Here is a 25,463-nt window from a genome sequence, read left to right on the forward strand (position 1 = left end):
GCCCTCACTGGCGCCCCTCTACGCTCGGGATCGGCGGCTTGCTTAGCAAAGCCTAACCAAAGTCCACCTTCGCCCGACTGCCGTGCGGCGCCGCAGGGCGCGCGATCGATCGCGCCCGGCGCGCCGCGGAGAACCGTGAACGCCACAGCACATACCCCCTCAGCGAGCACACGCCTGCGTGTCCTGCTCGCCGCCCTCTTCTCCTTCGTCCTCGTCGCCGCTGGGGCGATGGTCAGCTCGCCGGCCCACGCGGCCGCGGCGACCGTCACCGCGGCGGTCTCGTCCGCCGACACCAGCGGCCTCACCGTGCAGGTGCGGGTCGAGGGTCTGCCGGACGTGACGGGCGTCTATGCCGCACTGATCGTGTCGGGCACCGAGAGCGGCATCTCCGCCGGGGGTGGCTACGCCGCGTTCGCGCTGCCCTTCCCGAGCGTGCAGCAGGGGGCCACGTCCTTCACGCTGCAGGCGCCCGTGGCGTCCCTGGACCGGACGAAGACGTACGAGGTGCTCGTCTGGCAGCAGCACACCGCGCCGACAGCCGCCACGATCTACGGCCGCGGCGACGTCACGGTGACGTCTGCGCAGTGGGACACGGTCTTCGGAACGACGCCCGTCCAGCCGGGCGAGACGGAGCCGGGAGAGACGACTCCAGGCGAGACGGAGCCCGGTGAGACCGAGCCCGGTGAGACCGAGCCCGGTGAGACCGAGCCTGGTGAGACCGAGCCTGGGGAGACGGAGCCCGGGGAGACGGAGCCGGGAGAGACGGCCCCGGGAGAGACCGAGCCGGCGCCCGCCGAAGCCGCCATCGAGGTGTTCCTCGCCGACGGCACCACGCCCGCTGCGGGCGCTCGCCTCCAGGCCGGCGACGAGATCATCGTCAAGGGCACCGGATACGACCCGACCGCGAACGTCGGCGGACGCGGCGTCCCGATCCCGTCGAACCTGCCCCAGGGCACCTACGTGGTCTTCGGCAACTTCGCGTCCACGTGGCAGCCCTCACAGGGGGCGCCGTCCTCGGCGCGTTCGGTCGGCGCACAGGCCTGGGCGCTCGCCGAAGGCGTGCTGGCCCAGGTCCCGACGCAGTACCAGGGCGCGATCCGCGCGCAGTGGGTGGACATCTCGCCCGAGGGCTCGTTCCAGGTCGCGCTGACGCTGAAGGACACCCCGGCGACGCCCGGCTCCTACGGGGTGTACACCTACCCGGCAGGCGGTGTCGTCAACGCCGACCAGGAGCGCAGCGTCGCTCTGGACTACCGCATCGCCTCGGGGCTGACGACCACAGTGAAGGCGGCGACGGCCGAGGACGGCCTCACGGTCACGGCCGCGGCGACGAAGCTCGGTGCCGTCACCGGTGCCTACGCCGCGCTGATCGAGAAGGGCACGGAGGCCGATGTCACCGCCGGCGGCGGCTTCCTCGCGATGCAGTACGTGCGCGGCATCACGGGCGGCGGCTTCACCGTCGACCTGACCGCGGCGGCGAGTGCTCTCGATCGGTCGAAGGCCTACGAGGTGATCGTCTGGCAGCAGCACACGATGCCGAACGCGGACACCATCTACGCACGCTCCACCGTCACCGTCACCGACGCGCAGTGGAACGCCCTGCTGCCCTCCTCCGGACCGACGGTCACGACCGCCGTCACCGGCGCCACCGCCGCGGACGGGCTGACGGTGAAGGTCACCGCCGCCGACCTCGGCGCGGTCACCGGCGCCTACGTGGCGCTCATCGAGACGGGGACCGAGGCCGACGTGACCGCAGGCGGCGGCTTCCTCGCCATGCAGTACGTCCGGAACATCGGCTTCGGAGCCTTCGCCGTCGACCTGAACGCGGCGGCGAAGAACCTCGACCGGTCGAAGGCGTATGAGGCGATCGTGTGGCAGCAGCACACGATGCCGACCGCCGACACCATCTACGCGCGCGGAGCGGTCACGATCACCGACGCACAGTGGCGCGCACTGCTCGGCGAGAAGCCGACCGAGCCGAAGCCCCCGGTCACGCCTAAGCCCCCGGTGACTCCGACGAAGCCGGCCGCGACCGTCCCCGGCGGGTCGCTGCGCTGGGCCATCTCGTCCTCGTTCACGAACTACATCACCGGACCGATCGCCCAGGGCACGATCGCCGTCTCCGGGGGCGCCACCCGATCCGGCGGCCAGTTCCAGTTCGGGCAGACCGTGGGCGGCGACTTCGACGCGGCTTCCGGACGCGGCAGTGTCGTCTACCGCGGTGCCGTGCGCTTCACCGGCCACCACGGGGTGCTCGACGTCACCGTCGCCGATCCGACGATCCGGATCACCTCGGCGTCCTCCGCCACGCTGTCCGTGACGAGCGGGGGTGCGCAGGTGCCGTTCGCGACCCTCGACCTCTCCCGCGCCGTCCGCACGGCGGCCGGTGGCGCCGTCACCTACACGGCGGCACCCGCCGCCCTCACGGACGCCGGACGCGACCGCGTGCTCTCGGGGTACGGCACCACGCTCAACCCCGTCTCGTTCACGATCGGCTCCGTCGCCGCCGCTCCCTCGGGCACGACGGGCACGGTCGCGGCGGCTGCGGTCGTCCCGAAGTCCACGCTCCCGACGACCGCCCCGACGGCGGCCGGCATCGAGGTCGACGAGGAGAACCTCGCCGCGCTCGCCGCCGGGAAGACGGCTACGGTCTCCGCCTCCGGCTTCCGTGCGAACGAGGAGGACATCAAGGTGGTCGTGTACTCGACCCCGGTGCTGCTCGGTACGGTGACGGCGGACGCGGCGGGGGTCGTGAAGTGGTCGGGTGCCCTCCCGGCCACACTCGCGGACGGCGAGCACACGCTCACCTTCCAGGGCTCGGTCGATCGCGGTCTCGCGTTCACGCTCGCAAGAGCGACCACGGAGATCGGCGTGTGCACGGTCGAGGGGGCGACCCTGCACTGGGGCTACAAGGAGTCGTTCCGCACGTACATCGAGGGCATCGCCCGGGGCGGCTGGACGCTCGCCGACGTGGCCTACGAGTATCCCGCCTTCGTGTGGTCGAACGGCACCGGTTCGCTGGATGACGCCGCGGGCTCGGGTCTGGTCACCTACGGCGGCGGCATCACCTTCACGGGCCACGACGGGGCGCTGAACACGACGTTGGCGAACGCGCGCGTCGAGCTCACGGGCGACGCCGGCTACCTCGTGTTCGATGTGACCGGGACCACTCAGGCGGGAGAGGCGGTGGCGCAAGAGGGTGTGCGTCTCGCCGAGTTCGCCCTCGCGGACGCCGCCGTGGTCGACGGCGCGCTGACCCTCGATGCGGTCCCCACGACGCTGACCCCGGCCGGGGCCTCCGCGTTCGGTACGTATGAGGCGGGCGAGGAGCTCGACCCGGTCTCCGCCGTGATCCCGGTCGACGGCGCCTGCGGCACTCCCGCCGAGGAGGAGTCTGAGCCGGAAGCCGAGGCGGACGCGGCGGTGACCGCGATCAGCGCGCCGGTCGCCACGGAGGAAGCCCCGGTGTGGCCCTGGATCGTGGGCGGGCTGGTCGTCGTGGCCCTGGCCGCGACGGGCGGGGTGCTGATCGTGCGTCGCACCCGGAGGGGGGAGCCGGCCGAGACGACGACCGAGGTCTGAGTCCGGCGGCTATCGGAACCGCCCTCCCCGGTGATCGGGGAGGGCGTTTCCGCGTGCGGCTGCGCACGCCCGCAGAGGGTGGGACAATGGAGGCATGCCCTCCCACGACACCCACCAGACCGTCGAAGCGACCGTGCGCCGCGTACCGCGGTACGGCGTGCTCATGGGCATCGGGGTCGTGCTGGGCGTCATCGCCGCCGGCATCCTCACGATGGTCGGCAGCTTCGAGCAGTCGCAGGCGCTCGATGTCGTCTACCCGCCTGGTCAGGTCTTCGGCTTCCTGCTGCTCTGGACCGTGCCGATCGGTCTGGCTCTCGGTGGCGTCGCCGGTCTCGTGCTCGAGCGGATCGCCCGCCGCCACGACCGCGTCGTGAGGGTCGACCGGGAGACCGTGGTCGACGAGGACGACACGACGACCGACCGCGCCTAGGCGAGCTCGGCGATCACCGGGCGGATGGCGGAGTCGAACGCCACGACGTCCCGGCGGAGGCCGTCGGTCACCGCGACCGTGAGGTCGCCGATCCACCAGATCCCGCGCTGCGACAGCGGCAGCACCTGTACGTTCAGCTCGAACGAGTGCGCGCGTCGTCCGATGTCTCGTTCGAACTCCGCGATCGCGCTCGCGTACGCCCGATAAGCGTCTCCGCCCGTGTGGCTCTTCATCGACCCGACGTATCGGTCGTGCGCGGCGTTGGCGTACCGGAGGGCGGTGCCGGCATGCGGACGGATCGCGGTCGAGAGCGCTTCGGCGCCGGTCGCCGGGAGGGCCACCAGGGTGTCGAAACCGTCGATCAGCTCGAGCGGAACGCCGGAGTGGTGGGCCCGCGGCTCCACGGTCATGTCCCAGTAGCCCTGCCACTGCGCCTCGACCTCGGGTGAGGCGTCGGGGGCATCGGGCGCGCGCACGGACAGGTCGCGGAGGGACGGCAGGTCCAGCGGCGCTCTGATGCCCAGCAGCTGGCGCAGGGCGAGCGCGACGAGCACGGGGACGCTCGCGTCTTCGCGGATGAGCCACTGCGGCTTGTCGGCCATGGCCCCATCGTAGGCGGGTGCGGCTACCGTGCGGAGTCCCGGCACGGTAATGCCCTCCGCGAGCCGCGTCAACCCTCGCTGTGATCGCCGCACCCGGGGGTAGACCTGCTCACACGCCGGCGGCCGTCGGCGGGAGTCGAGAGGAAGAACGATGTCGCAGAGCAATGCAGAAGGTGCCGCGGGCAGCGGTACGACCGAGTCTCCGGGCACCGTCCGGACCGCCGCGCATGAGGCCGCGGGTGTCGCCGACACGGCGAAGGGCCAGGCCGCGGACGTCGTCGAGACGGCGAAGGCCGAAGCCGGGGCGGTCGCCCACGAGGCCAAGGACCAGGTGCGCGACCTGTACCACCAGACCAAGACGGAGCTGTCGGAGCAGGCGGCGGTGCAGCAGCGCCGCGTCGCGGACGGACTCCGGTCCGTGGGCGGGGAGCTGGGCACGATGGCGGAGCGTTCCGACGGCGGTGTCGCCGCCGACCTCGTGCGCCAGGCGTCGACGCGTATCCAGGGCATCGCCGGCTGGATCGGCGACCGCGACCCCGGTTCGCTGCTCACCGAGGTGAAGTCCTACGCGCGGGCGAAGCCCGGCACGTTCATCGCGGTGGCCGCGCTCGCCGGTCTCGTCGCCGGCCGGCTGACCAGGGCGCTCTCCGAGGGCGCCGCCGAGTCCGCCTCGTCCGGCGCGGCATCGGGCTCGGGCTCCCCGTCGGGGGCGGGAGCGGCGGCACCCGCGGTCCCGCCGCGTCCCGTCGTCGCCCCGGCGACCACGCCCGGCGCCGTCCCCGGCAGCGCGGGCGCCGCGGGAGTGGTCGGAGGCGCGGGGACCGCAGAGAACACCACTCTCGGTGAGCCGCCGCTTCCCACCGACGGCACCGTGCCCGGAGCGCCGGACGGCATGAGCGGCATCGATGCCGGCACCGCCCCGTGGGGCGTCACGCCGCGCGGCGAGACGGTCGACGACGGGGACACCCCGCTCTACGACCGCACGGACGCCGCCTCCCGCGGCACCGATGAAGAGGGGCGACCATGACCGACGCCACCCCCACGCCCTCGGAGCAGAAGGCGGAGACCACGTCACTCGGCGATCTGCTCAGCGAGGTCACCACCGATCTGTCGACCCTCATGCGGCAGGAGCTGGAGCTGGCCAAAGCCGAGCTCAAGCAGTCGGCCACGCGTGCGGGCCGGGGGGCGGGGATGCTCGGCGGAGCGGGATACGGCGCACTGATGGCCGTGTTCTTCCTGTCGGTCGCCCTCTGGTGGGCCCTCGGGGCCTATGTCACCGGCCTCGGCTGGTCGGCCGTGATCGTCGCCGTCATCTGGGCGGTGATCGCGCTCGTCCTGTTCGTGATGGGACGCAAGCAGTTGAAGAGCATCGAAGGGGCTCCGCGCACCGTGGACAGCCTCAAGCGCATCCCTGATGCGGTGAAGAGGAATGAGGAGAACAAATGAGCGATTCACCCGACGCGATCCGCGCCGACATCGAGCGGACCCGAGCGGAGTTCGGCAGGGATATCGATGCCCTCGCCGACAAGGTCACCCCCTCGAAGGTCGTGCACCGGCAGACGCAGAAGATGAAGGGCGCCGTGCGCTCGGCGGTCGACCGCGTCATGGGCGCCGCCGACGACGCGGGGGACCGACTGGGGGATGCCTCCTCCTCGGTCGCCGACGCCGGACGGCATACCGTGGCCAAGGCGCAGGGCAACCCGCTGGCGGTGGGGCTCATGGCCTTCGCTGCGGGGCTCGTCGTGGCCGCCGTCATCCCCGCCTCCTCGAAGGAGAAGGAACTGGCCGAGGACATCAAGGAGAAGGCCCAGCCTCTCGTCGATGAGGCGACCGACGTCGCCAAGACCATCGGCCAGGACCTCAAGGAGCCGGCACAGGAGGCCTTCGCCGCCGTCAAGGACGAGGCCGCGGGTGCCGCCGCCCACGTCCGTGACGACGCGACCCACGCGGTCGACGAGGTCAAGAGCAGCGCTCAGGACGCTCGCGACAACGTCACCGGCGGGAACTGATCCCCGCGCATCCACCACATGAGGGGCCCGGTCCGATCCGTCGGACCGGGCCCCTCGCCTGCCGGGGCCGGGTCAGCTCTCGATGCCGGTGCGTCCCGGTGCGGAGTCTGCGCGGGTCCCGACGCGCCGGCTGAGCAGGATCCCCGCCGCGAGCGCGAGCACCGCCCCGGCGGCGAGTCCGATCAGGCCGCCGGCGTTGCCGCCGGTGGCCGCGAGGCCCCGGGAGGGAGGAGAGGGCGGCGTCGCGGGAGCCGAGGGGGACGGCGGCTCGACCGTGGTCGGCGGCGTGGTCGGGGACGGCGGGGAGAGCGTGGTCGGGTTGCGCAGCTCGACGGCCACGACGGATTCCGCGCTGATCGTGAGCTGTGCGCCTCCGTCGGTCGCCGTCACCCCGTCGCCGGTGAACTGCGGGCTTCCCCACACGACGCCGGGGACGGCATCGGCCCGGTGCTCGGACAGCGTCACGACCGCTCCGGCCGGAATCCCCCCGACGGCGTGAGCGGTGCCGTCCGCGAGCAACGTGAGCGTGCCGGTCACCGGGCCGTCCGCGGTGGGGTAGGAGTAGTCGACGGCGAACGTCGCATCGGCCGGGACGAAGGGTGCCCCCTCCCCGACGATCCGTTTCGCGACCGAGAACCCGCCGCGCCCGTCCCCTTCGCCGTCGCCGCCCGCCACGCTCGTGGTCACGGTCGCCGTGGTGGTGGTGACGCTCGATCCGGAGACGGTGTTGGCGAACACCTGGCCGTTGTGCGCATCCGCCGGCAGCTGGGTCTGATACGACAGTCGATACAGGCGGTCGGCCTGAGCCGGCGCCGTGAACTCCACGGTGAACGACGAGCTCGCGGTGCCCGGAGTGAGGACGAAGTCCGACCCCGCCGCGAGCGGGTGCAAGTCCGCCGGGTCGAAGAGGCCGCCGGCCCACGCGTCGGTGGCGACCGATCCGATCGCCACGGTGTCCGACAGCAGGGTCAGCCCGGGCGTCGCGGTGTCGGTGAGGGTCGGGCGCTCTCCACTGAGCAGTCGTCCGGGCACCCAGATGTACCACTCGATCGTCCCGTCGGTGGTCTGCACGCCCGACTTGGTCGCGTCCGTCGGCACCGGCTCGGGGCGCTGCGGACCGACGCCGCCACCGGGGATCTCCACGGTGATCGGATCCCCGTCCCCGGTGGTGAAGGTCACGGTGTCGACGTCGGTGGTCTCCTCCGCCTTCATCTGGAAGAACAGCGTCCCGCGGACGTTGTCGTGCGTGAGGACGTAGTCGCTCAGCGTGCACGTGATCGCGCTCGCCGTGACGGTGCAGGTGCCGACCACGGCTCCGTCGGGATCCCGCAGCGGGAACGTCGAGGAGACCCCGACGAAGCGGGGCGTCGTGGGAAAGGCGAGCGAGAAGGTGTCCCCCGGTTGCGCGCTGTCCGGAACGGCCCAGGCGGCCTCGAGTCGGAGCGTGTCGTACAGGTGGATGTCGCCTGTCGGTTCCACCACCCTCACCGCCGTGATGGCATCCAGCTCCGCCGCCTGCGCCGCCGGCGGCACCGCGAGTCCGACCAGGGCCAGGAGGGCGACGGCGCTGCTCACCGCGCCCCGGCTTCTCCTGCGTCGTCGCTCCGTTCTCTTCTTCTGTATGCGCACAGTCACCTCTCCTGTTCTTTCCGCGACATCCGGTCGTCGAGCCCGCCCGATTCGCCGACAGACTCTCACATGTGCGGATGATTACGCTACAGATGAGGACGTTTCGGTATCGCGCGATCCGCCCTGCACTCGAAGAGGGCCGCGAGCCGACGGGGCGCCCGCGGGCGGTAGGCTGTTCGAGTGGCTGCCTCCCCCACCAACCCCTATTCCGAAGCCGGCGTCGACACCGCAGCGGGTGACCTCGCCGTCGAACTGATGAAGTCGTCCGTGCGCGCGACGCACGGCCCCGAGGTGCTCGGCGGTGTCGGCGGTTTCGCCGGTCTGTTCGACGCCAGCGCCCTGCGCGACTTCCGGCGTCCGCTGCTCGCGACCAGCACCGACGGCGTCGGCACCAAGGTCGCCATCGCGCAGGCCATCGACAAGCACGACACGATCGGCCAGGACCTCGTCGGCATGGTCGTCGACGACATCGTTGTGGTGGGCGCGAAGCCGCTGTTCATGACCGACTACATCGCCTGCGGCAAGGTCGTTCCCCAGCGGATCGCGGACATCGTGCGCGGTATCGCCGAGGCGTGCGCCGCGACGGGCACCGCGCTCGTCGGCGGCGAGACGGCGGAGCACCCCGGTCTCCTGGGCCCTCGCGACTACGACGTCGCCGGCGCGGCGACGGGTGTGGTCGAGGCCGATGCCATCCTCGGCGCGGAGCGTGTGCAGGACGGTGATGCGGTCATCGCGGTCGCCTCCAGCGGCCTGCACTCCAACGGCTACTCGCTCGTGCGCCACATCATCACCCGAGCCGGGATCTCCTACGGCGACAACGCCGAGGACTTCGGCTCGACGTGGGGCGAGGCTCTGCTCGAGCCCACGCGCCTCTACACGCTGCCGCTGCTGCGCCTGATCGAGGCCTCCGGCGGCGTCCACGCGCTGAGCCACGTCACCGGCGGCGGCATCGCCGCCAACCTTGCGCGCGTGCTCCCCCAGGGAAGCTGGGTCGAGGTCGACCGCAGCACCTGGTCGCCGAGCCCGGTGTTCCGCGTGCTGAGCGACATCGCCGGTTCCACGCTGGAGTCCGCCGAGGGCACCTGGAACCTCGGCATCGGCTTCCTCGCCGTGGTGGCGGCGGACAGGAAGGACGCCGCGATCGCGGCGCTGAACGCCGAGGGCATGCCCTCCTGGCAGGTCGGCACGGTGGGCTTCGGCCCGCGTCCGGCCGGCGGATTCGAACAGGGCGCCAAGGGCGTCGATGGTGGAGCAGTGCGCCTCGTCGGCGCCTACGCGGACGGAGCGAAGTAAGAGCCCATGTGTGGCATCGTCGGAATGGTGGGCTCTGCCCCGGTCAATCAGGACATCTACGACGCCCTCCTGCTGCTGCAGCATCGCGGGCAGGACGCGACGGGCATCGCCACCGCCGAGGCGAACGGCGTCATGCACAACGCCAAGGCCCAGGGGATGGTGCGCGAGGCGTTCCGCACCCGCGACATGCGCGGACTGCTGGGCAACGTCGGTCTCGGCCACGTCCGCTACGCCACCAAGGGCACCGCGTCCAGTGAAGAGGAGATGCAGCCGTTCTATGTGAACGCGCCCTACGGCATCATCCTCATCCACAACGGCAACCTCACGAACACGCGTGAGCTCGCCGCCGACATGGCGCAGCGCGACCGCCGGCACCTGAACTCGTCGAGCGACACCGAGCTGCTGCTCAACGTGCTCGCCGGTGAGCTGCAGGCCACGACCTCCACGGTCGACCTCGACCCGGACCGGATCTTCGAGGCCGTCGCCCGCACGCATGACCGCATCGAGGGTGCGTACGCCGTGATCGCCGTCATCGCCAACTACGGCTTGCTCGCGTTCCGCGATCCGTTCGGCATCCGTCCGCTGATCCTGGGCCGCCGCCCTTCCACGGTCCCCGGAGCCGAGGGCAAGGACGAGTGGGTCGTGGCGAGCGAGTCGCTCGTGCTCGAGAACGGCGACTACGAGGTCGTGCGCGAGGTCGAGCCCGGCGAGGCCGTGTTCATCACGAACGACGGCGAGCTGTTCACGAAGCAGTGCGCCACCGAGACGCACCTCGCGCCCTGCGCGTTCGAGTACGTCTACCTCGCCCGTCCCGACTCCGTCATGAACGGCATCTCGGTATACGAGTCCCGCCTGCGGATGGGGGACAAGCTCGCCGACACGATCGCGAAGCACGTGCCGATGGACAAGATCGACGTGGTCATGCCGATCCCCGACTCGTCCCGTCCCGCGGCCATGGAGGTCGCCCGCAAGCTCGGCATCGAGTACCGCGAGGGCTTCTACAAGAACCGCTACGTCGGCCGCACCTTCATCATGCCGGGGCAGGCGGTGCGCAAGAAGAGCGTCCGTCAGAAGCTCAACGCCATGTCCACGGAGTTCCAGGGCAAGAACGTGCTGCTGATCGACGACTCCATCGTGCGGGGCACCACCTCGAAGGAGATCATCCAGATGGCCCGGGACGCCGGGGCCTCGTCGGTGACCTTCGCCTCCGCCGCCCCGCCGGTCCGGCACCCGCACGTGTACGGCATCAACATGCCGTCGCGGCACGAGCTCATCGCCCACGGCCGCACGATCCCCGAGATCGCGGAGGAGCTGGGCTGCGACCACCTCGTGTACCAGGAGGTCGACGACCTGAAGGCCGCGATCACCGAGGGTTCCGTACTGGAAGACCTCGACATGAGCTGCTTCGATGGCCGCTACGTCACCGGCACCGTCACGGACGAATACCTCGCCTGGGTGGAGGGGTCGCAGACCTCTTGATGTCCGGGTCCCTGAGCGCACCGCAGGGCCGACCCCTCTGGCAGGGGCGCACCCTCGCGTTGATCGGGATCGTGCTGGTCGCGTTCTCGCTGCGGTCGGCCGTCGCCTCGCTCTCTCCGGTCCTCGACCACGTCGCCGAGGACTTCCCGGTGGCCCCCGTGATCGTGGGGCTGATCGGTGCGGCTCCGCCCGTCTGCTTCGCGCTGTTCGGGCTGCTGACCCCGCTGTTCGAGCGCCGGTTCGGGCTGGAGCGGATGGCAGTGGTGGCCATCGTGCTGATGGCGGCGGGCATGCTGCTGCGCGGCCTCGCCCCCGACTCCTGGAGTCTGCTCGCCGCGACCGCGGTCGTGTTCGCCGGCGTGGGGTCGGGCAACGTCCTGCTGCCACCGCTGGTCAAGAAGTACTTCGCCGACCGGCTCGGCGTCATGATGACCGCGTACTCCACGACGCTCGCGGTCTCGACCTTCCTCCCGCCGCTGGTCGCCGTCCCCGTCGCCGACTCGCTCGGCTGGCGGATCTCGCTCGGCATGTGGGGTGTGGTGGCCGCCCTCGCGCTCGTGCCCTGGGTGACGCTGCTGGTGCGCTCCCGCGGCGACGAGCGCGCGGTGCCGACGGAACTCCTGGTTCCTGACCCCACCGACGGCGTGGACGATGTGCGCGACGCGGTCGCCGCCTCGACCGGGCCGATCACGACGCAGTCGGCGAACCCCCGCGTCTTCGGCCGGCTCTGGCGGCTGCCGTTGGCGTGGGCGCTCGCCCTCGTGTTCGGCACGTCGTCGACCATGGCCTATGTCGCCTTCGCCTGGCTGCCCACCATCCTCGTCGACCTCGGTGGCGTGACCCCGGCGACCGCCGGCTTCCTGCTCTCGCTGTTCGCTCTCGTCGGGCTGCCCTGCTCCATGCTCGTGCCGGTGCTCGTCGTACGGTTCCAGGCCACCCGCCCGCTCTTCTTCGTGGCCGTGGTCGCCGGTCTCGTCGGGCTCGGCGGCCTGCTGCTCTTCCCGACCGTCGCGCTGCCGCTGTGGGTCGCGATCTTCGGGCTCACCGCGATCATGTTCCCGCTGAGCCTCGTGCTCCTGAGCATCCGCGCCCGTACGCCGGAGAGCGCCGTCGCCCTCAGCGGCTTCGTGCAGAGCATCGGCTACGCGATCGCGGCGGTGTTCCCGCTCCTCGTCGGGCTCCTCCACGACACCAGCGGAGGGTGGCAGGTGCCGCTTCTCGTGGTGGCCGGGGTGCTGGTCGTCTCGGTGCCGGCGGGGATCATCGCGGGTCGCCGCCGCACGATCGAGGACGAGTGGGAGCGGCGTCACGGCCGCTGGTGACGATCGCCGTCAGCGCGCGACCCGCGGTGGGGCGGTCGAAGAGCGCACGATGAGCTGCGGGTCGGTGGAGGGCATCTCGCCGACCGGGTCGTGGCCCTCGATCTGGGTGATGAGCCGTAGCGCGGCGGCGCGGCCCATGGCCTCGAACGGCTGACGGACGGTGGTCAGGGCGGGGGAGGCGTAGGCGGCGAGGGCGATGTCGTCGACACTCACGACGGAGATGTCCTCCGGCACGCTGCGCCCCGCCTCGTGCAGGGCGCGGATGAGGCCGAACGCCATCTCGTCGCTGCTCACGAAGACCGCGGTCGCCTCGGGGATCGCGGCGATCGTGCGGCCTGCCCGGTACCCGGACTCCGGGGTCCAGTCCGCCGGGATCACGGGCGGCGGGACGATGCCGCGCTCGCGGAGCGTCTGCTCCCAGGCCTCGCTGCGCTGCTGCGTCTCCGTCCAGTAGTCGTCGCCGGAGACATGCCACACGGTCTCGTGGCCGAGGTCGAGGAGATGCTCCACGGCGAGGCGGGCGATCGCGCGCTGGTCGACCGCGAGCGGGGCGTCCTCCTCGAGGGAGGTGCGTTCGCTGCGGGTGGCGGGGGTCCGCTCGGTGCGCGCCCGCATCGCCGGGGTGTCCAGGGCGATCGGAACACCGAGGATGATGCCCTCTGCGCCCTGCCGCTCCAGGCGGTCGAAGGCCTCGAGGAACGCGTCGTCCGAGGCGTGGTCGGCCACCGCGGCGGTGGTCACGGTGTAGCCGTTCGCCGCCGCAGCCTGCTGGATGCCGACGCCGAGCGCGGCGGAGGAGTAGCGATCGGTCGAGACGACGATCACCCCGAGCACACGGGTGCGCCCCGACGCGAGTGATGCGGCGGCGGCGTGCACCCGGTAGCCAAGCTCCTCGACCGCGGCGAGCACTCGTCGCGCCGTCTCCGGCCGCACGTTGTCCTGCCCGGACATCACGCGCGAGACGGTCTGCGTGGAGACGCCGGCGAGGCGGGCGACGTCGACCTGGCTGGGGGCGCGGTCGTCTTTCGGACGGCGAGGGGACATGTCCCAATGGTAGCGATCCATCGGCGGAAAACCACGGAGCGCGGACCTCGGCGATGCGATAATGTGAACGCAAACAATTCAGCTGGGAGTGCAATGTCCGACCTTCTCGCCGCGGCTTCCGACGGCTTCTCCACGGCCGTCGCCGCGCCGACAGACGCCGCTGCCCCCGGCGCCCCCGCCCTGTCCTGGCGCGACGGGGAGATCCTCCGCGACGGTGTGCCGCATCGCATCCTGTCCGGCTCGATCCACTACTTCCGCGTGCACCCCGACCAGTGGGAGGACCGCCTGCGCCGGCTCGCCGCGATGGGCGCGAACACGGTCGACACCTACGTCGCCTGGAACTTCCACGAGCGGGTCGAGGGGGACATCCGTTTCGACGGCTGGCGGGACGTCGAGCGCTTCGTGCGGCTGGCCGGCGAGGTCGGCCTCGACGTCTTCCTCCGGCCGAGCCCCTATATCTGCGCGGAGTGGTCGAACGGCGGGCTGCCCTTCTGGCTCACCGGCCGGGTCTCGGCCCTGCGCACGAGCGATCCCGCATTCCTCGCCGCCGTCGACGCCTGGTACGACGCACTGCTCCCGCGGCTCGTGCCCCTGCAGGCGGCGTACGGCGGGCCGATCGTGGCGATCCAGGTCGAGAACGAGTACGGATCGTTCGGCAGCGACGCCGCCTACCTCGCCCACCTGCGTGACGGGCTCCGGCGACGGGGCATGGTGGAGATGCTGACGACGGCGGACGGGATCACCCCGGACATGATCGCGCACGGGAGCGTGCCGGGCGCGATGACGACGTTCACGTTCGGCACCGGGGTGCCGGTGGCGGCCTCCCTGCGTCGGCATGGGGAGGCGCTCATGTGCAGCGAGCTCTGGGGCGGCTGGTTCGACCACTGGGGCGAGCGGCACCATGTGCGGTCGGCGGACAGCATGGGCGGGACGATCCGCGAGCTCCTCGACGAGGGCGGCTCGGTCAGCCTCTACATGGCGCACGGGGGCACCAACTTCGGCCTGTGGAACGGCGCGAACCACGACCTCGTGCTGCAGCCCACGGTGACCAGCTACGACTCCGACGCCCCGATCGGCGAGGACGGCACGCTCGGGGAGAAGTTCCATGCGCTTCGCGCGCTCTTCGCTCCCTTCCACGCGGACGCGCTGCCGCCGGTCCCCGACCAGCCGCGGCGGCAGTCCGCGGCGTCCGCGCCCCTGGAGCGGCAGGCGGGTCTACTCGACGTGGTCCGGGCGACCCCTGCCGCGGGCGCGCTCTCGCCCCGTCCACTCACCTTCGAACAGCTCGGGGCGGAGGACGGTCTCGTGGCCTATGAGGCCGACGTGTCGTTCCCCGAGGAGGTGACACTGACCATCGACGGCCTGCATGATCGCGCGGTCGTCTTCCTCGACGACCGCCGCCTCGGTGTGCTCGAACGGGACGGCGAGACGTCTCTCGCTCTCCCCGTGGACGGCGGCTCCGGTCGGCTGACGCTCGTCGTCGAGAGCCTCGGACGAATCAACTACGGGCCGTACACCGGCGAGGGCAAGGGCATCATGCGCGGGGTGATGATCGGCCGCCGCCTTGTGAACGGCTGGACGCATCGCCTCCTGCCGCAGACGGCTCCGGCGGCGGACGCAGCCGGGTCGGGCGTAGCGGACGGCCTCGCCGTCGCCGGGTTCGATGTCGATGAACCGCTGGACGCGTGGCTCGCCTTCCCCGGTGGCGGCAAGGGCATGGTGTGGCTGAACGGATTCCTGCTCGGACGTTACTGGAGCGTGGGGCCGCAGGAGACGCTCTACGCCCCCGCGCCGCTGTGGCGCGCCGGGCGCAACGAGATCGTGGTGCTCGACACCGACGGCCTCGGGGCGACGGTGGAGATCCGGGAGGCGCCGTCCTTCGGGGAGACCGAGGAGTTCATCGGCTCCTGAGCCGCACACGGGCCGCGGGTGGTGACCTTCGGCCAATGTTTGCGCATACTTCGCGCTCGACTCTTGTCTTAAGCCACCGCGTCGCTCTACGGTGATAGCGCAAACATGGGTTCCGATCCATGATCCACCTGCGGCGCATCGGGGCGTCCTTTCCTCCGGCCGTCGCACCGTTCGAGAGGCAAGACGTGTCGACATCTTCCCGACCGCCGCGCACCGCCGTCGCCGTCAGCTCCCTGCTGGCGACGGCCCTCGCGCTCGGCGGAGCGCTCCTCCCCGCGACCGCGGCGCAGGCCGCCGATCTCGTCCCCGTCCCGCACGCGGACTACCGACTGCACGCGGTGTCCAGCGAAGCCGATCCGTATCCGGCGCCGCCTTCGCTCGACGGCACGGCTCTCGGTGCCTTCGACGGCGACTACGCGACGCAGTGGACGTCGAGGTACTCGGCCAACGCCCCTTTCCCGCACTGGATCTCCCTCGATCTGCAGCGGTCCCTCTCGGTGAAGGCGCTGGACTATTCGGTCAAGCGGGGGCAGAGCGTCGCGGCGAAGACCGTCGAGGTGTACGTCACGGACGACGCCGACGCCGCGCGCACCTCGCCGGCCGACGGGGGATGGGGCGCCGCCGCGGCGGCCGCGACGCTGCACGCGCCCACCGCGAACGACGAGAAGCAGCGCATCACGCTGGACACTGCGAAGGACGGCCGGTACGTCGCCCTCCTCATCATCGATGCGCAGGGCACCACGGGCGGCGGCGCCGGCGAGATCCAGGTGCTCTCCGACGAGGAGCTCCCGCCGATCGTGACCGAGCCGGAGACGCCGGAGCAGCCGGAGCCCGGGGACACCGTCGAGATCGCCGCGGGCGGCACCACGGCCACCGTCTCCTCCGCGTTCCCGCAGATCCTCGGTTACCGCGTGGGCGATGAGCGCCTCGGCGGGCAGAAGGGCTCCGCGCGCACCTGGGCGGTCAACGGCACCGCCTATGCGTCGACCACCACCTCCACGGCGACGGCGACCGGCGTCGACTACGTCTCGACCCTGACCGGCATCGACGTCACGGTTCGCAGCAGCATCCGGGTCGCGGCGAACGGCACGGTCGAGTTCACCGTGGCCGGAGTCGACGGCTCCGCTGCGGTGAACACCCTGGGGCTCCCCGACAACGCCTTCCTCTCCGCGACGGCCGCGGACGGCGCCGTCCTCGACCGCACCGTCATCAGCCCGAACAGCACCACGAACGCCGACGAGCACATCGCGGTGGGCGCGACGACGGCCACCGGCACGAAGGGCGCGGCCTTCGCGTTCCTCGGCCACGGGACCCTCGCCGGCAGCGTGATCACGAACGCGACGACGCAGGCCTCCGGCGGCACCGCCTCGTGGAACACCCGGCTCACGACGCGGGTGACTGCGGCCGACGGCCGGACCGCGGAGATCGGCTCGAACACCTGGCTCATCCATCCGACCACCGCCGTCGACAGCCGGGTGACGACCTACGCCCTGCCGAAGGTCACGGTGCTCCTCACCGCCGACCGCAACGGCGACGAGACCGTGGACTGGCAGGACGCCGCGATCCGCTACCGCGAGGTCGATGCCCCGCGCCTCGGTGCCGACCGGGTGGCCGACCGCGTGGTCAGCCGCATCCCGTTCAACTTCGCCTCCAGCGCCACGAACTACTTCGACCTCGTGCTCGACAACACCAAGCGCATCGCGAACCAGACCGACGGCCTGGGGCAGTGGGTGCTCAACAAGGGCTTCGGCAGCGAGGGCCACGACTCCGCGAACACCGACTACGGCGGGAACTACAACGAGCGCGCGGGCGGCCTCGCCGACCTCAACCGCCTCGTCGACGAGGGGGCGAAGCTCAACGCAGACATGAGCGTGCACGTCAACGCCACGGAGATCTACCCCCAGGCGGACGCGTTCGACGCCGCGATCCTCGACGGCACACCGCCCTACAAGCCGGGCTGGAACTGGCTCGACCAGTCGTACTACATCAATCAGCAGACCGACCTCGGCACGGGACGCGTGCTCGACCGCTTCCAGCAGCTGCGGGACGAGGTGCCCGGGCTCAGCGGCGTCTACATCGACGTGTACTACTCCAACGGCTGGGTGGCCGAGGAGCTCGCGGACGAACTGAACGCCATGGACCTGGAGGTCGCGACCGAGTGGGGCGACAAGTTCGTCGACAGCACGGTCTGGTCGCACTGGCCGAACGACCTCGCCTACGGCGGCAAGGACAACAAGGGCATCAACTCCACCATGGTCCGGTTCATCCAGAACGCGCAGGCGGACGTCTGGAACGACGACGTCCTGCTCGGCCAGCAGCGTCTCGTCGATGCCGAGGGCTGGGTGGGCAACCGCAACTGGGACGGCTTCATCGGCAACATCTGGTCGCAGAGCCTGCCGACGAAGTTCCTGCAGCACTTCGACCTGCAGACGTACGAGGCGGGGGTCGAGGCGACGTTCACCGACGACGTGGCTGTTCGGATCGACGGCGGCACGCGGGTCGTCACGATGGACGGCGCGACCGTTCTTCGCGGCGACTCCTACCTGCTGCCGTGGCAGTCGCTGGAGTCGAGCGCCGAGTCGGGTTCGCCCGTCGACGCGGACAAGATGTACTTCTTCACGGCCTCCGGCGGCGAGAAGACGTTCGGTCTCACGGACGCCTTCCGCGGGAACACGACCTTCGACGTGTTCGCGCTCGGCGACCAGGGCCGCGAGAAGGTGCGCACCGTCACCGCGCTCGACGGCAAGCTGACGCTGTCCGGTGAGAAGGGGGCGGCCTACGTCGTCGTGCCTCAGGGCGGAGCGCAGCGGGCGGCGATCGAGTACCGCGACGCGGGCCTGACCGATCCCGGGTTCAACTCGGGCGCGCTCGACGGCTGGAACCCCCGGGGTGACGTGACCATCGAGCGCACGGACCTCGGCGCGGCGAAGAACGCCTCACGGGGCGACAACATCGCGGTGTTCGGCTCGTCCCCCTCCGCGATCTCGCAGACCGTCACCGGCCTCACCCCCGGGAAGCGCTACGCGTTCTCCGCGCAGGTGCAGATCGATCCGACGGCCACGCGGGACGTGAGCGTCGCGGTCGACACCGGGGGCGGCGTCGTGAGCCGCACCTGGAACCTCTCCCCGACGTACAACTACATGCGCGCCGACTCCAAGGCCGGACAGTACTACCAGCGCGGATCGGTGTCGTTCGTCGCCCCGGCCTCCGGCGAGGTGACCGTCTCGGTCTCGGCGGTCGCCGGCGACGCGACGGTACGGATCGACAACGCCAGGGTGATGGTGGATACGACGGCCCCCGCCGCGTCCGGCACCGTGTACTCGAACGACTTCGAGGGCAATCAGCCCGGCTGGGGCCCGTTCGTGAAGGGCGACGCCAACGGCATCGACGACCCGCGCACGAGCATCTCGCGGCGGCACGACCCGTACACGACGAGCGACTGGCGCAACACGGCCAAGCCGTTCGACAGCGGAGCGCTCGCGGGGCTGGCGGTGGACACCACTCTCACCGGCGAGCACTCGCTGATGTCCCACTCCGAGAACTCCGGCGTCGTCTACCGGACCGACCCCACGCTGGTACCGCTGCAGGCCGGGCACACCTATCGCATCGGGTTCGACTACCAGGCCGGTGCGAGCGGGGCCTACCGCTGGCTGACCGGCACCGACGCCGTGCTCGGCGGGGAGATCTCCTCGACGACCCTGCGTCGCACCCCCGTCGTGCAGGCCCTGGAGACCACCGCGTTCCAGGAGGACGTGATCGTGGGGTGCGGCGACTACACATGGGTCGGTCTGGAGCGCGTCGGCGGCCCGGACGTCGACTTCGTCCTCGACGACTTCACGGTCACCGACCTCGGTCCGACGGAGGGTGGCACCCCGTGCGCCACGGTCTCCGGCGAGGCCGTGACCCTGAGCCCGGGGGCGCAGACACCCTTCACCACGACCTTCACCAACAGCGAGGACATCCTGGCGGAGAACGTCGGTGTGCAGCTCGACCTCCCGGAGGGCTACACCGTCGAGGTCGCAGACGGGTCGTCGAACCTGTTCGCGAAGGTCGCCCCCGGCGAGAGCGTGACGACGGACTGGCTACTGACGGCACCGGCGTCGGCCGCGGGCTCTCCGGTGAGCATCGGCATCGCAGCCACCTACCTCGTCGACTGCGACGTGCGGACCGTGCAGACCGCGCAGGAGGCGGCTGTCGCCTCCCGTGCCCGCATCCCGAACGCGCAGATCACCGCGACCGCGAGCTCCGAGGAGACCGCTGGTGAGGACGGCGAGGCGGCGAACATGCTCGACGGCAACGCCGGGACGTTCTGGCACAGCCGCTGGAGCAGCGACGCCCCCGGGTATCCGCACGTGCTCACGTTCGATCTCGGGGCGGCGGAGACGGTCGACGGCATCTCCTATCTGCGGCGCGGCGCGAACCAGAACGGCCCCATCAAGGGCTTCCAGGTCGCGGTCTCCGCCGACGGGCAGACCTTCACCGACGTCGCGGCGGGTGAGTGGAAGAACGTCGCGGAGTGGCAGGATGTCGACTTCGACGCGACCACGGCGCGATACGTGCGGGTGACGGCGACCTCGTCGATCTCGGGCACGCCGTTCGCCGCCGTGGCGGAGATGGCGGTGTACGGCACCACCGTCCCGCAGGCGGGGCACGCCCCGGAGAAGCGGCCCGAGGACGACCTCGGGGCCTGTGCTGCGGAGACCGATCCGGCGTTGACGCTCGGCGCGGATTCCGTGCGGGCGGGGGAGACGGTCGAGGCCGTGCTCTCGGGCTTCGCGCCCGACGGCGTCGTCTCGTTCTGGCTCGACGGCGTGCGGCTCGCGGACGCGACGGTCGATGCGCGCGGCGCGCTGACCACCCGCGTGCTCATCCCCGCGGATGCGACGGTCGGGAAGCACCGCTTCCTCGTCAAGGACGCCTCCGGCGCGGAGGTGGCCGGCGCCGCCCTCACAGTCAAGAAGGCGAAGCCTGCGAAGAAAGCCGTCCTCACCCCGTCGGTCGGCACCGCGGCGGCAGGAGACTCCCTCCGCGTGCAGCTCCGCGGCTTCGACCCCGAGGCGGTCGTGCAGCTCTGGCTCCACTCGGAGCCGGTCCGCGTGGGGGAGGTGACGATCGCCGCCGACGGCAGCGCGGTCGCGACCGTCCTCATCCCGGCGGGCACGCCCGCGGGTGCCCATGCGCTCGTTGCGACGGACGCCGAGGGCGCCGAGCTGGCCCGTGCGGATCTCGCGGTCACCGCGGCCGCGACCGCCGCGGGCGGGGCGCTGGCCACGACCGGCGCGGAGGGGATGACCTGGCTGGCGGTGGCTGTCGGGGCTCTCGCGCTGAGCGCCCTCGGCGCGGGGCTCTGGCGGCGGCGACGCAGCTGAGTCCGTCTGCGCACAAAGAGGCCCGGGGTTCGCCCCGGGCCTCTTCTGCACGCGGCGGGGAGTTTGCCGGTTCTCCACGGGTCGCAGTTCCGGGGCGGGAGAGCATGTCCCGGTGCACGAGGGGCGCGCCGGGCGGTGACCGTCGTCGACGCCTCGATCGTCGTCGACCTGGTCTGCACCGGAACGTCGACCGGTGTCCTGGGGTCGCGGCTGGAGGACGAGTTTCTGCTGCCCCTCCTCACGCACGACCGGAGGCTCGCGCCGGCGGCCTCCGGTCTGTGCGCGGTCGAGGTGCCTAGCCCTTGACGGCGCCGGCGGCGAGACCGGAGCGCCAGTACTTCTGCAGCGTGAAGAACAGGGCGATGAGCGGGATCACGCCGAGCAGTGCCCCGAGCATGACGGCGCCCTTGTCGGGGGAGAAGTAGCTCATCATGCCGTAGAGGCCGAGCGTGACCGGCTTGAGGTCGGGGCTGGAGATCATCATGAGCGGGAGGAGGAAGTTGTTCCACGTGGCCACGAAGATGAACAGGAAGATCGTCACCATCGCGGGGCCGAGCAGCCGCAGCACGATCGTGAAGAAGATCCGGGCCTCACCGGCGCCGTCGATGCGGGCGGCCTCCAGCAGCTCCGTCGGCACCGAGGACTGCGCGTAGACCATGCCGAGGAAGACGCCGAACGGCGAGACCGCCGAGGGGATGATGATCGCCCACACCGTGTTCGTGAGGCCGAGCGCCTGGAACTCGATGTACAGCGGCACCGTGAGGAGGGCGACGGGCAGGAGGAGCCCCGCCATGATGATGCCGACCGCGAGCTTCTTCCCGGGGAAGGCGAACTTGGCGATCGCGTAGCCGGCCATCACGGCGAACAGCGTGCCGATGACCCCGGCGCTGAGCGAGTAGAACAGGGAGTTGCCGACCCAGCGCCAGAACAGCCCCTGCGTCCAGCCCATGAGGCTGTCGTAGTTGGCAGCGAGGTTCGGCTCGGCGAACCAGAAGCCGAACGTCGACGTGAGGTCGGTGTTGTTCTTCGTCGAGGCGACCACGAGCCAGAACACCGGTACGAGGAAGTACAAGGTGGCGACGACGAGGGCGATGATGCCGAACGTGCGCGCGGCGGGGCCGGGGGCGATCGAAGGAGGAGGGGCGTCCGCCGCCTGCGGCCTGCGGGAGCGCCGCTTCGTCGGCGGAGCCACGGTGACGAGTCGTGTGGTGGTCATGCGTCGCTCTTCCGCCGCTGGAGCAGTGCGTACACGATCGCGAGCACACCCGCGATGCCGGCCATGAGCAGCGAGTACGCCGACGCCGGACCGCTGCCCGACGGCGACAGCTCGCCCATCATCGTGTTGTAGGTGAGCATCATCGGCGTGAAGTCCTTGCCCATCCAGGAGTTCGCAGCCTCCAGGATGACCGGCTCGTTGAACAGCTGGATCGTGCCGATGATCGACAGCAGCACGGCCAGCAGCGCGGCACCGCGTACGAGCGGCACCTTGATGCGGGTCGCGATCTGGAATCCCGTCGCGCCGTCCAGGCGGGCGGCCTCGTAGAGGTCGCGCGGGATGGCCTGCAGGGCGCTCAGGAAGATGAGCATGTTGTAGCCCGTGTACGTCCACGTCGTCATGTTCGCCATCGAGAAGAGGATCGTCTGCGGCGACATGAGGTCGGTCCCCTCCGGCAGATACGGCAGGAAGGGCGACACCTCGGGCGTGTAGAGGTAGAGCCACATCATCGCCGCGATGATGCCGGGGACCGCGTACGGGAGGAAGAAGGCGAGGCGGAACAGCGCGGGGCGGCGCACGATGAACGAGTCCAGCAGCAGGGCCAGGGCGAGGGCCGCGATGATCATCACCGGGATCTGGAACGCCGCGTAGAGCACGACCCGTCCCATGCCGGCCCAGAAGGCGCCGTCGGTCGCCGCCGCGGCGAAATTGTCGAGGCCGACGAAGGTGTCGACGAGCTCACCGCCGCCGTACAGGCCGCCGCCGGCGGGTACCTGGGCGAAGAACGACGACCGGACCGACACGATGATCGGGATGAGGAAGACGACGGCGAACAGCAGCGCGAACGGCGCCATGAACAGCCACCCGGTCAGGCCCTCTCTTCGGATCCGCGATCGACGGGTCGACGGGGCGACGGGACGGCGCGCGGGAGGGAGCGGCGCCGCTGCCCTCGTCTCAATCACTGTGGCCATGATGTGCCTCTCGCTCTCACGACGACGGCGGAGTGCACGATCGCCCGTGCACTCCGCCGTCGTTCATCCGATGATGCCGTCCGGTCCGGTCATTCCGCGACCGGAAGGCCGAGGTCCTTCAGCGACGCGACGGCGGTGTCCTGCGCCGTCGTGAAGATGTCGGCGACGGTGGCGGTGCCGGCGGCGGCCGCGGCGGCCGTCTCGTTCATGTTCGCCAGCGTCGAGAAGCCGGGGGCGTAGGGGAAGTCGGGGTTGAGGTTCTCGGTGGCGGTGCCGAGCTCGGCGAGCACATCCTGACCGCCGAACTGACGCAGCATCTTCTCGGGCGTCTCCACCTCGCCCTTCGCGGCGACGACGAGGCCCTGGGAGGCGAGGTCGTCGACCTGCGTGTTGAACCAGTCGTTGAACTCCATGGCGGCCTCGGGGTTCTCGCAGCCCTTCATGACCGAGACGCCGGACCCGCCGTCGGGGCCGGTCATCGCCCCGGCGCCGAAGTCGGGGAGCTGGGCGACGCGCCACTGCCCCTCGGCCGGGGTGCCGTCCAGGGAGTCGAGGAGGAATCCGGCCTCCCACGCCGCGCCGACGTGGCCGATGAGGCTGCCGTCGTTCAGCGCCGCCGTGAAGCCCTCGCCCCAACGCTCGGTCGCGAGCGTCTGCTTGCCGTCGAGCAGGCCCTGCCAGAAGGCGGCGACCCGCTCGGAGCCCGCACCCTCGGCGTCCACCTTCCACTCCTCGCCCTCCGTGGAGAACCAGGTGTCTCCGGCGGCGGCAGCCTGTCCGGAGAGCCAGTTCTGCGCCTCGTCCGGTGTGAACGCCGTGACGAACTTGCCGGCGGCGGCGGCCGTGGCGGAGGCGGCGGTCAGGTCGTCGAGCGTCGCCGGGGCGTCGAGGCCGAGCGCGTCGAACTCCGCGGTGTTGTAGAAGTAGACGAGGGGTCCGGTGTCCTGCGGGAGGCCCACGATGGCGTCACCGACCCGCATGCCGCTGAACGCTCCCGCCGAGTAGTGGTCCTCGTACTTCTCGGCCTCCGCGGCGACGTCCTCCAGCAGCCCCTTCACGTAGAGCTGCGGCACCTCGGAGTATCCGGTCTGCGCGAGGCAAGGACCGTTCCCGGCCTTGATGTCGGTCTCGAGCTTGAGGATCATGTCGCTGGCCTTGCCGTCGAACTTCGTGGCCTTGACCTGGATGTCGGGGTGCTCCTCGTTCCAGCGGTCGACGATCTCCGCGACCGTGGTCATGCCCTCGCCGTCGGGGAGGCGGTGCATGTACTCGATGGTGACGGGCTCACCGCCGGCGTCGCCGCCCCCGGAGGCGGCCGGGGCGCAGGCCGCGAGTCCTAACGCCGACACCGCGCCGAGGGCGACGACCGCGGCGACGCGGGGGGTGCGTGAGGTGGGTGCCATGCTGTTCTCCTCTTTGAGGTCATGTTCCTGCGGATCGCCCGAAGCGGGGACGCGGCGAGGGTGCGCCGTCGATCACATGCACATCAAATCAGAAAATGTTTGCGCTCACAAGACGTGGATCAGCGGTCTGGCGACGCATTCGGCTCGCGTCGAGGGAGCGCTGACATGCCGGAGGCATCGGGTTCGGGCGGCAGGCGTGATCACGGCAGCGCGCGACGCCGCCCGCCCGCAGCCGCCCGGGAACGACGAAACACCCGCACGAGCCGTGCGGGTGTTTCGAACCGAGGGGCTACGCCTTCTCTAGTTCGTCTTCGTCTTCGTCCGCGTACTCGTCGGCCCACTTGTCGACGTAGGCGTCTTCGTCGGAGTCGCTCGAATGCGCGAGCTCGCGCTCCAGCGCCGAGTAGTTCACCGACGGACTGTACGCCTTGAGTTCGCGGGCGATCTTGGTGTGCTTCGCCTTCTGACGGCCACGGCCCATGCCTGAGACCCCCTCACGAGTTAAGCTGCGGGCAGACGGGCGCCCGAGTCATTCACGACACCGGCTCGAGGCCGGTAAGAGTAGCATTCAGGATAGCACGCGGGGAACAGACCCTGGCCGCGGCCAGGCCGGCGAAGGGAGCGATCTCCATGACCGACAGCACCTCCACTCCGTCCGACGAGGCCACGCAGAACGCCGCTCTGCAGAAGGCCGTGATCGTCGGGATGCAGCTCGACCAGGACCCGCACGTTCTCGATGAGGCCGTCCGCTTCGCCCGGCTGCTGAACGCACCGCTCGTGGTGGCCCACGTCGACATCACGCGCTTCGTCACCTACGAGGATCCGGACGGCTACGTGCACTCCGCTCCCATCGACATCAACTTCGACGCGGGGGCTGCCGAGTTCGAGGCCGTCGAGGCGGCAGCGGCCACGGTGCTCGACGGCAAGGGCGTCACCTGGACGGCACGTCAGCTCGTCGGCGACCCGGCGCTGGCCATCAAGCAGCTCGCGAACAAGCTCGACGCGCAGCTCATCGTCGTCGGTACCCGCAAGCGCGGTATCGGTGAGTCCATCCGGGAGTTCTTCACCGGCTCCGTCGCCGCGCGCCTCGCCCATCGCCAGCACCGCTCCGTGCTCGTCGTCCCCCTGGGGGAGTCCGTGCCGGACGAGCAGAAGGAGATCTGGCCGGAGTGATCCGCACACGACGAGGCCCCGCCGACGGAT

19 protein-coding genes are annotated in these 25,463 nt (G+C 70.9%); 12 read left to right on the forward strand and 7 right to left on the reverse strand.

Annotation, left to right across the window (positions count from 1 at the left end; translation table 11 throughout):
* Window positions 1-135 precede the first annotated feature (135 nt).
* Together C6C15_RS02000 and C6C15_RS02005 are read left to right on the forward strand one after the other, a co-directional pair.
* Window positions 136-3,582: an HtaA domain-containing protein gene (locus C6C15_RS02000; protein ID WP_105949157.1), complete on the forward strand. Its 3,447-nt coding sequence runs from the start codon at window positions 136-138 to the stop codon at window positions 3,580-3,582.
* A 94-nt stretch (window positions 3,583-3,676) separates the two neighbouring features.
* On the forward strand, window positions 3,677-4,012 hold the full coding sequence (locus tag C6C15_RS02005; protein WP_060922433.1) for a hypothetical protein: 336 nt from the start codon (window positions 3,677-3,679) through the stop codon (window positions 4,010-4,012).
* On the opposite strand, the gene C6C15_RS02010 is transcribed toward C6C15_RS02005, so the two are convergent.
* Window positions 4,009-4,614: a hypothetical protein gene (locus C6C15_RS02010; protein WP_060922432.1), complete on the reverse strand. Its 606-nt coding sequence runs from the start codon at window positions 4,612-4,614 to the stop codon at window positions 4,009-4,011. The genes C6C15_RS02005 and C6C15_RS02010 overlap by 4 nt on opposite strands.
* 151 nt (window positions 4,615-4,765) lie before the next feature.
* On the opposite strand from C6C15_RS02010, the gene C6C15_RS02015 reads away from it, so the two are divergent.
* Genes C6C15_RS02015 through C6C15_RS02025 form a run of 3 tightly spaced genes read left to right on the forward strand, consistent with a single transcriptional unit; the run spans window position 4,766 to window position 6,623 of the window.
* Window positions 4,766-5,641 (forward strand): hypothetical protein, encoded by an 876-nt coding sequence (locus C6C15_RS02015; protein ID WP_105949158.1) that lies wholly within the window; start codon window positions 4,766-4,768, stop codon window positions 5,639-5,641.
* Entirely contained in the window at window positions 5,638-6,060 is a 423-nt protein-coding gene (locus C6C15_RS02020; RefSeq protein ID WP_060923665.1) for a phage holin family protein, read from the forward strand. The genes C6C15_RS02015 and C6C15_RS02020 overlap by 4 nt, the downstream gene beginning before the upstream one ends.
* Window positions 6,057-6,623: a DUF3618 domain-containing protein gene (locus tag C6C15_RS02025; protein ID WP_105949159.1), complete on the forward strand. Its 567-nt coding sequence runs from the start codon at window positions 6,057-6,059 to the stop codon at window positions 6,621-6,623. The genes C6C15_RS02020 and C6C15_RS02025 overlap by 4 nt, the downstream gene beginning before the upstream one ends.
* 72 nt (window positions 6,624-6,695) lie before the next feature.
* On the opposite strand, the gene C6C15_RS16980 is transcribed toward C6C15_RS02025, so the two are convergent.
* Window positions 6,696-8,198: a DUF5979 domain-containing protein gene (locus tag C6C15_RS16980; RefSeq protein WP_158698505.1), complete on the reverse strand. Its 1,503-nt coding sequence runs from the start codon at window positions 8,196-8,198 to the stop codon at window positions 6,696-6,698.
* A 234-nt stretch (window positions 8,199-8,432) separates the two neighbouring features.
* Here C6C15_RS16980 and purM point away from each other — a divergent pair, with 234 nt between their 5' ends.
* The 3 genes from purM to C6C15_RS02045 are packed head-to-tail and all read left to right on the forward strand — an operon-like array spanning window position 8,433 to window position 12,346.
* Window positions 8,433-9,545, forward strand: a complete 1,113-nt coding sequence (gene purM / locus C6C15_RS02035; protein ID WP_105949160.1) for a phosphoribosylformylglycinamidine cyclo-ligase — start codon at window positions 8,433-8,435, stop codon at window positions 9,543-9,545.
* A 6-nt stretch (window positions 9,546-9,551) separates the two neighbouring features.
* On the forward strand, window positions 9,552-11,024 hold the full coding sequence (purF, locus tag C6C15_RS02040; RefSeq protein ID WP_105949161.1) for an amidophosphoribosyltransferase: 1,473 nt from the start codon (window positions 9,552-9,554) through the stop codon (window positions 11,022-11,024).
* Window positions 11,024-12,346 carry an MFS transporter gene (locus C6C15_RS02045; RefSeq protein WP_105949162.1) on the forward strand — a complete coding sequence of 441 codons (1,323 nt, stop codon included), beginning with the start codon at window positions 11,024-11,026 and terminating at the stop codon, window positions 12,344-12,346. The genes purF and C6C15_RS02045 overlap by 1 nt, the downstream gene beginning before the upstream one ends.
* A 9-nt stretch (window positions 12,347-12,355) precedes the next feature.
* On the opposite strand, the gene C6C15_RS02050 is transcribed toward C6C15_RS02045, so the two are convergent.
* On the reverse strand, window positions 12,356-13,390 hold the full coding sequence (locus tag C6C15_RS02050) for a LacI family DNA-binding transcriptional regulator (protein WP_060923337.1): 1,035 nt from the start codon (window positions 13,388-13,390) through the stop codon (window positions 12,356-12,358).
* Window positions 13,391-13,483: 93 nt separating this feature from the next.
* Here C6C15_RS02050 and C6C15_RS02055 point away from each other — a divergent pair, with 93 nt between their 5' ends.
* From C6C15_RS02055 to C6C15_RS16985, 3 genes are all read left to right on the forward strand, one after another.
* A complete protein-coding gene (locus tag C6C15_RS02055; RefSeq protein WP_105949163.1) occupies window positions 13,484-15,301 on the forward strand; it encodes a glycoside hydrolase family 35 protein in 1,818 nt (605 codons plus the stop codon).
* A gap of 185 nt (window positions 15,302-15,486) precedes the next feature.
* Window positions 15,487-20,670, forward strand: coding sequence for an endo-alpha-N-acetylgalactosaminidase family protein (locus C6C15_RS02060; protein WP_105949164.1), 5,184 nt, complete (start codon window positions 15,487-15,489; stop codon window positions 20,668-20,670).
* A gap of 135 nt (window positions 20,671-20,805) precedes the next feature.
* Window positions 20,806-20,976 carry a hypothetical protein gene (locus C6C15_RS16985; RefSeq protein WP_158698506.1) on the forward strand — a complete coding sequence of 57 codons (171 nt, stop codon included), beginning with the start codon at window positions 20,806-20,808 and terminating at the stop codon, window positions 20,974-20,976.
* Here the strand turns inward: C6C15_RS16985 and C6C15_RS02065 are convergent.
* The 4 genes from C6C15_RS02065 to C6C15_RS02080 form a co-directional block, all read right to left on the reverse strand.
* Window positions 20,966-21,886, reverse strand: a complete 921-nt coding sequence (locus C6C15_RS02065) for a carbohydrate ABC transporter permease (RefSeq protein ID WP_060922297.1) — start codon at window positions 21,884-21,886, stop codon at window positions 20,966-20,968. The two genes, C6C15_RS16985 and C6C15_RS02065, sit on opposite strands and share 11 nt — an antisense overlap.
* Window positions 21,883-22,740: a carbohydrate ABC transporter permease gene (locus C6C15_RS02070; RefSeq protein WP_234024203.1), complete on the reverse strand. Its 858-nt coding sequence runs from the start codon at window positions 22,738-22,740 to the stop codon at window positions 21,883-21,885. Before C6C15_RS02070 ends, C6C15_RS02065 begins: the two co-directional genes overlap by 4 nt.
* 206 nt (window positions 22,741-22,946) lie before the next feature.
* Window positions 22,947-24,260, reverse strand: a complete 1,314-nt coding sequence (locus C6C15_RS02075) for an ABC transporter substrate-binding protein (protein WP_105949166.1) — start codon at window positions 24,258-24,260, stop codon at window positions 22,947-22,949.
* 289 nt (window positions 24,261-24,549) lie between these two features.
* A complete protein-coding gene (locus C6C15_RS02080; protein ID WP_025104705.1) occupies window positions 24,550-24,741 on the reverse strand; it encodes a DUF3073 domain-containing protein in 192 nt (63 codons plus the stop codon).
* Between the two features lie 149 nt (window positions 24,742-24,890).
* Between C6C15_RS02080 and C6C15_RS02085 the strand changes: the two genes are divergently transcribed.
* Window positions 24,891-25,433: a universal stress protein gene (locus C6C15_RS02085; RefSeq protein WP_060922300.1), complete on the forward strand. Its 543-nt coding sequence runs from the start codon at window positions 24,891-24,893 to the stop codon at window positions 25,431-25,433.
* Window positions 25,434-25,463 lie beyond the last annotated feature (30 nt).

Origin of the sequence: Microbacterium sp. str. 'China' (genome assembly GCF_002993305.1) — a bacterium.
GTDB lineage: Bacteria > Actinomycetota > Actinomycetes > Actinomycetales > Microbacteriaceae > Microbacterium > Microbacterium paraoxydans.

Bases quoted from the DNA above. Each gene is read 5' to 3' on its own strand.
- C6C15_RS02005 (WP_060922433.1), top strand. From the start codon at position 3,677: ATGCCCTCCCACGACACCCACCAGACCGTCGAAGCGACCGTGCGCCGC.
- C6C15_RS02010 (WP_060922432.1), bottom strand. From the start codon at position 4,614: ATGGCCGACAAGCCGCAGTGGCTCATCCGCGAAGACGCGAGCGTCCCC.
- C6C15_RS02015 (WP_105949158.1), top strand. From the start codon at position 4,766: ATGTCGCAGAGCAATGCAGAAGGTGCCGCGGGCAGCGGTACGACCGAG.
- C6C15_RS02020 (WP_060923665.1), top strand. From the start codon at position 5,638: ATGACCGACGCCACCCCCACGCCCTCGGAGCAGAAGGCGGAGACCACG.
- C6C15_RS02025 (WP_105949159.1), top strand. From the start codon at position 6,057: ATGAGCGATTCACCCGACGCGATCCGCGCCGACATCGAGCGGACCCGA.
- purF (WP_105949161.1), top strand. From the start codon at position 9,552: ATGTGTGGCATCGTCGGAATGGTGGGCTCTGCCCCGGTCAATCAGGAC.
- C6C15_RS02045 (WP_105949162.1), top strand. From the start codon at position 11,024: ATGTCCGGGTCCCTGAGCGCACCGCAGGGCCGACCCCTCTGGCAGGGG.
- C6C15_RS02050 (WP_060923337.1), bottom strand. From the start codon at position 13,390: ATGTCCCCTCGCCGTCCGAAAGACGACCGCGCCCCCAGCCAGGTCGAC.
- C6C15_RS02055 (WP_105949163.1), top strand. From the start codon at position 13,484: ATGTCCGACCTTCTCGCCGCGGCTTCCGACGGCTTCTCCACGGCCGTC.
- C6C15_RS02065 (WP_060922297.1), bottom strand. From the start codon at position 21,886: ATGACCACCACACGACTCGTCACCGTGGCTCCGCCGACGAAGCGGCGC.
- C6C15_RS02070 (WP_234024203.1), bottom strand. From the start codon at position 22,740: ATGGCGCCGTTCGCGCTGCTGTTCGCCGTCGTCTTCCTCATCCCGATC.
- C6C15_RS02075 (WP_105949166.1), bottom strand. From the start codon at position 24,260: ATGGCACCCACCTCACGCACCCCCCGCGTCGCCGCGGTCGTCGCCCTC.
- C6C15_RS02080 (WP_025104705.1), bottom strand. From the start codon at position 24,741: ATGGGCCGTGGCCGTCAGAAGGCGAAGCACACCAAGATCGCCCGCGAA.
- C6C15_RS02085 (WP_060922300.1), top strand. From the start codon at position 24,891: ATGACCGACAGCACCTCCACTCCGTCCGACGAGGCCACGCAGAACGCC.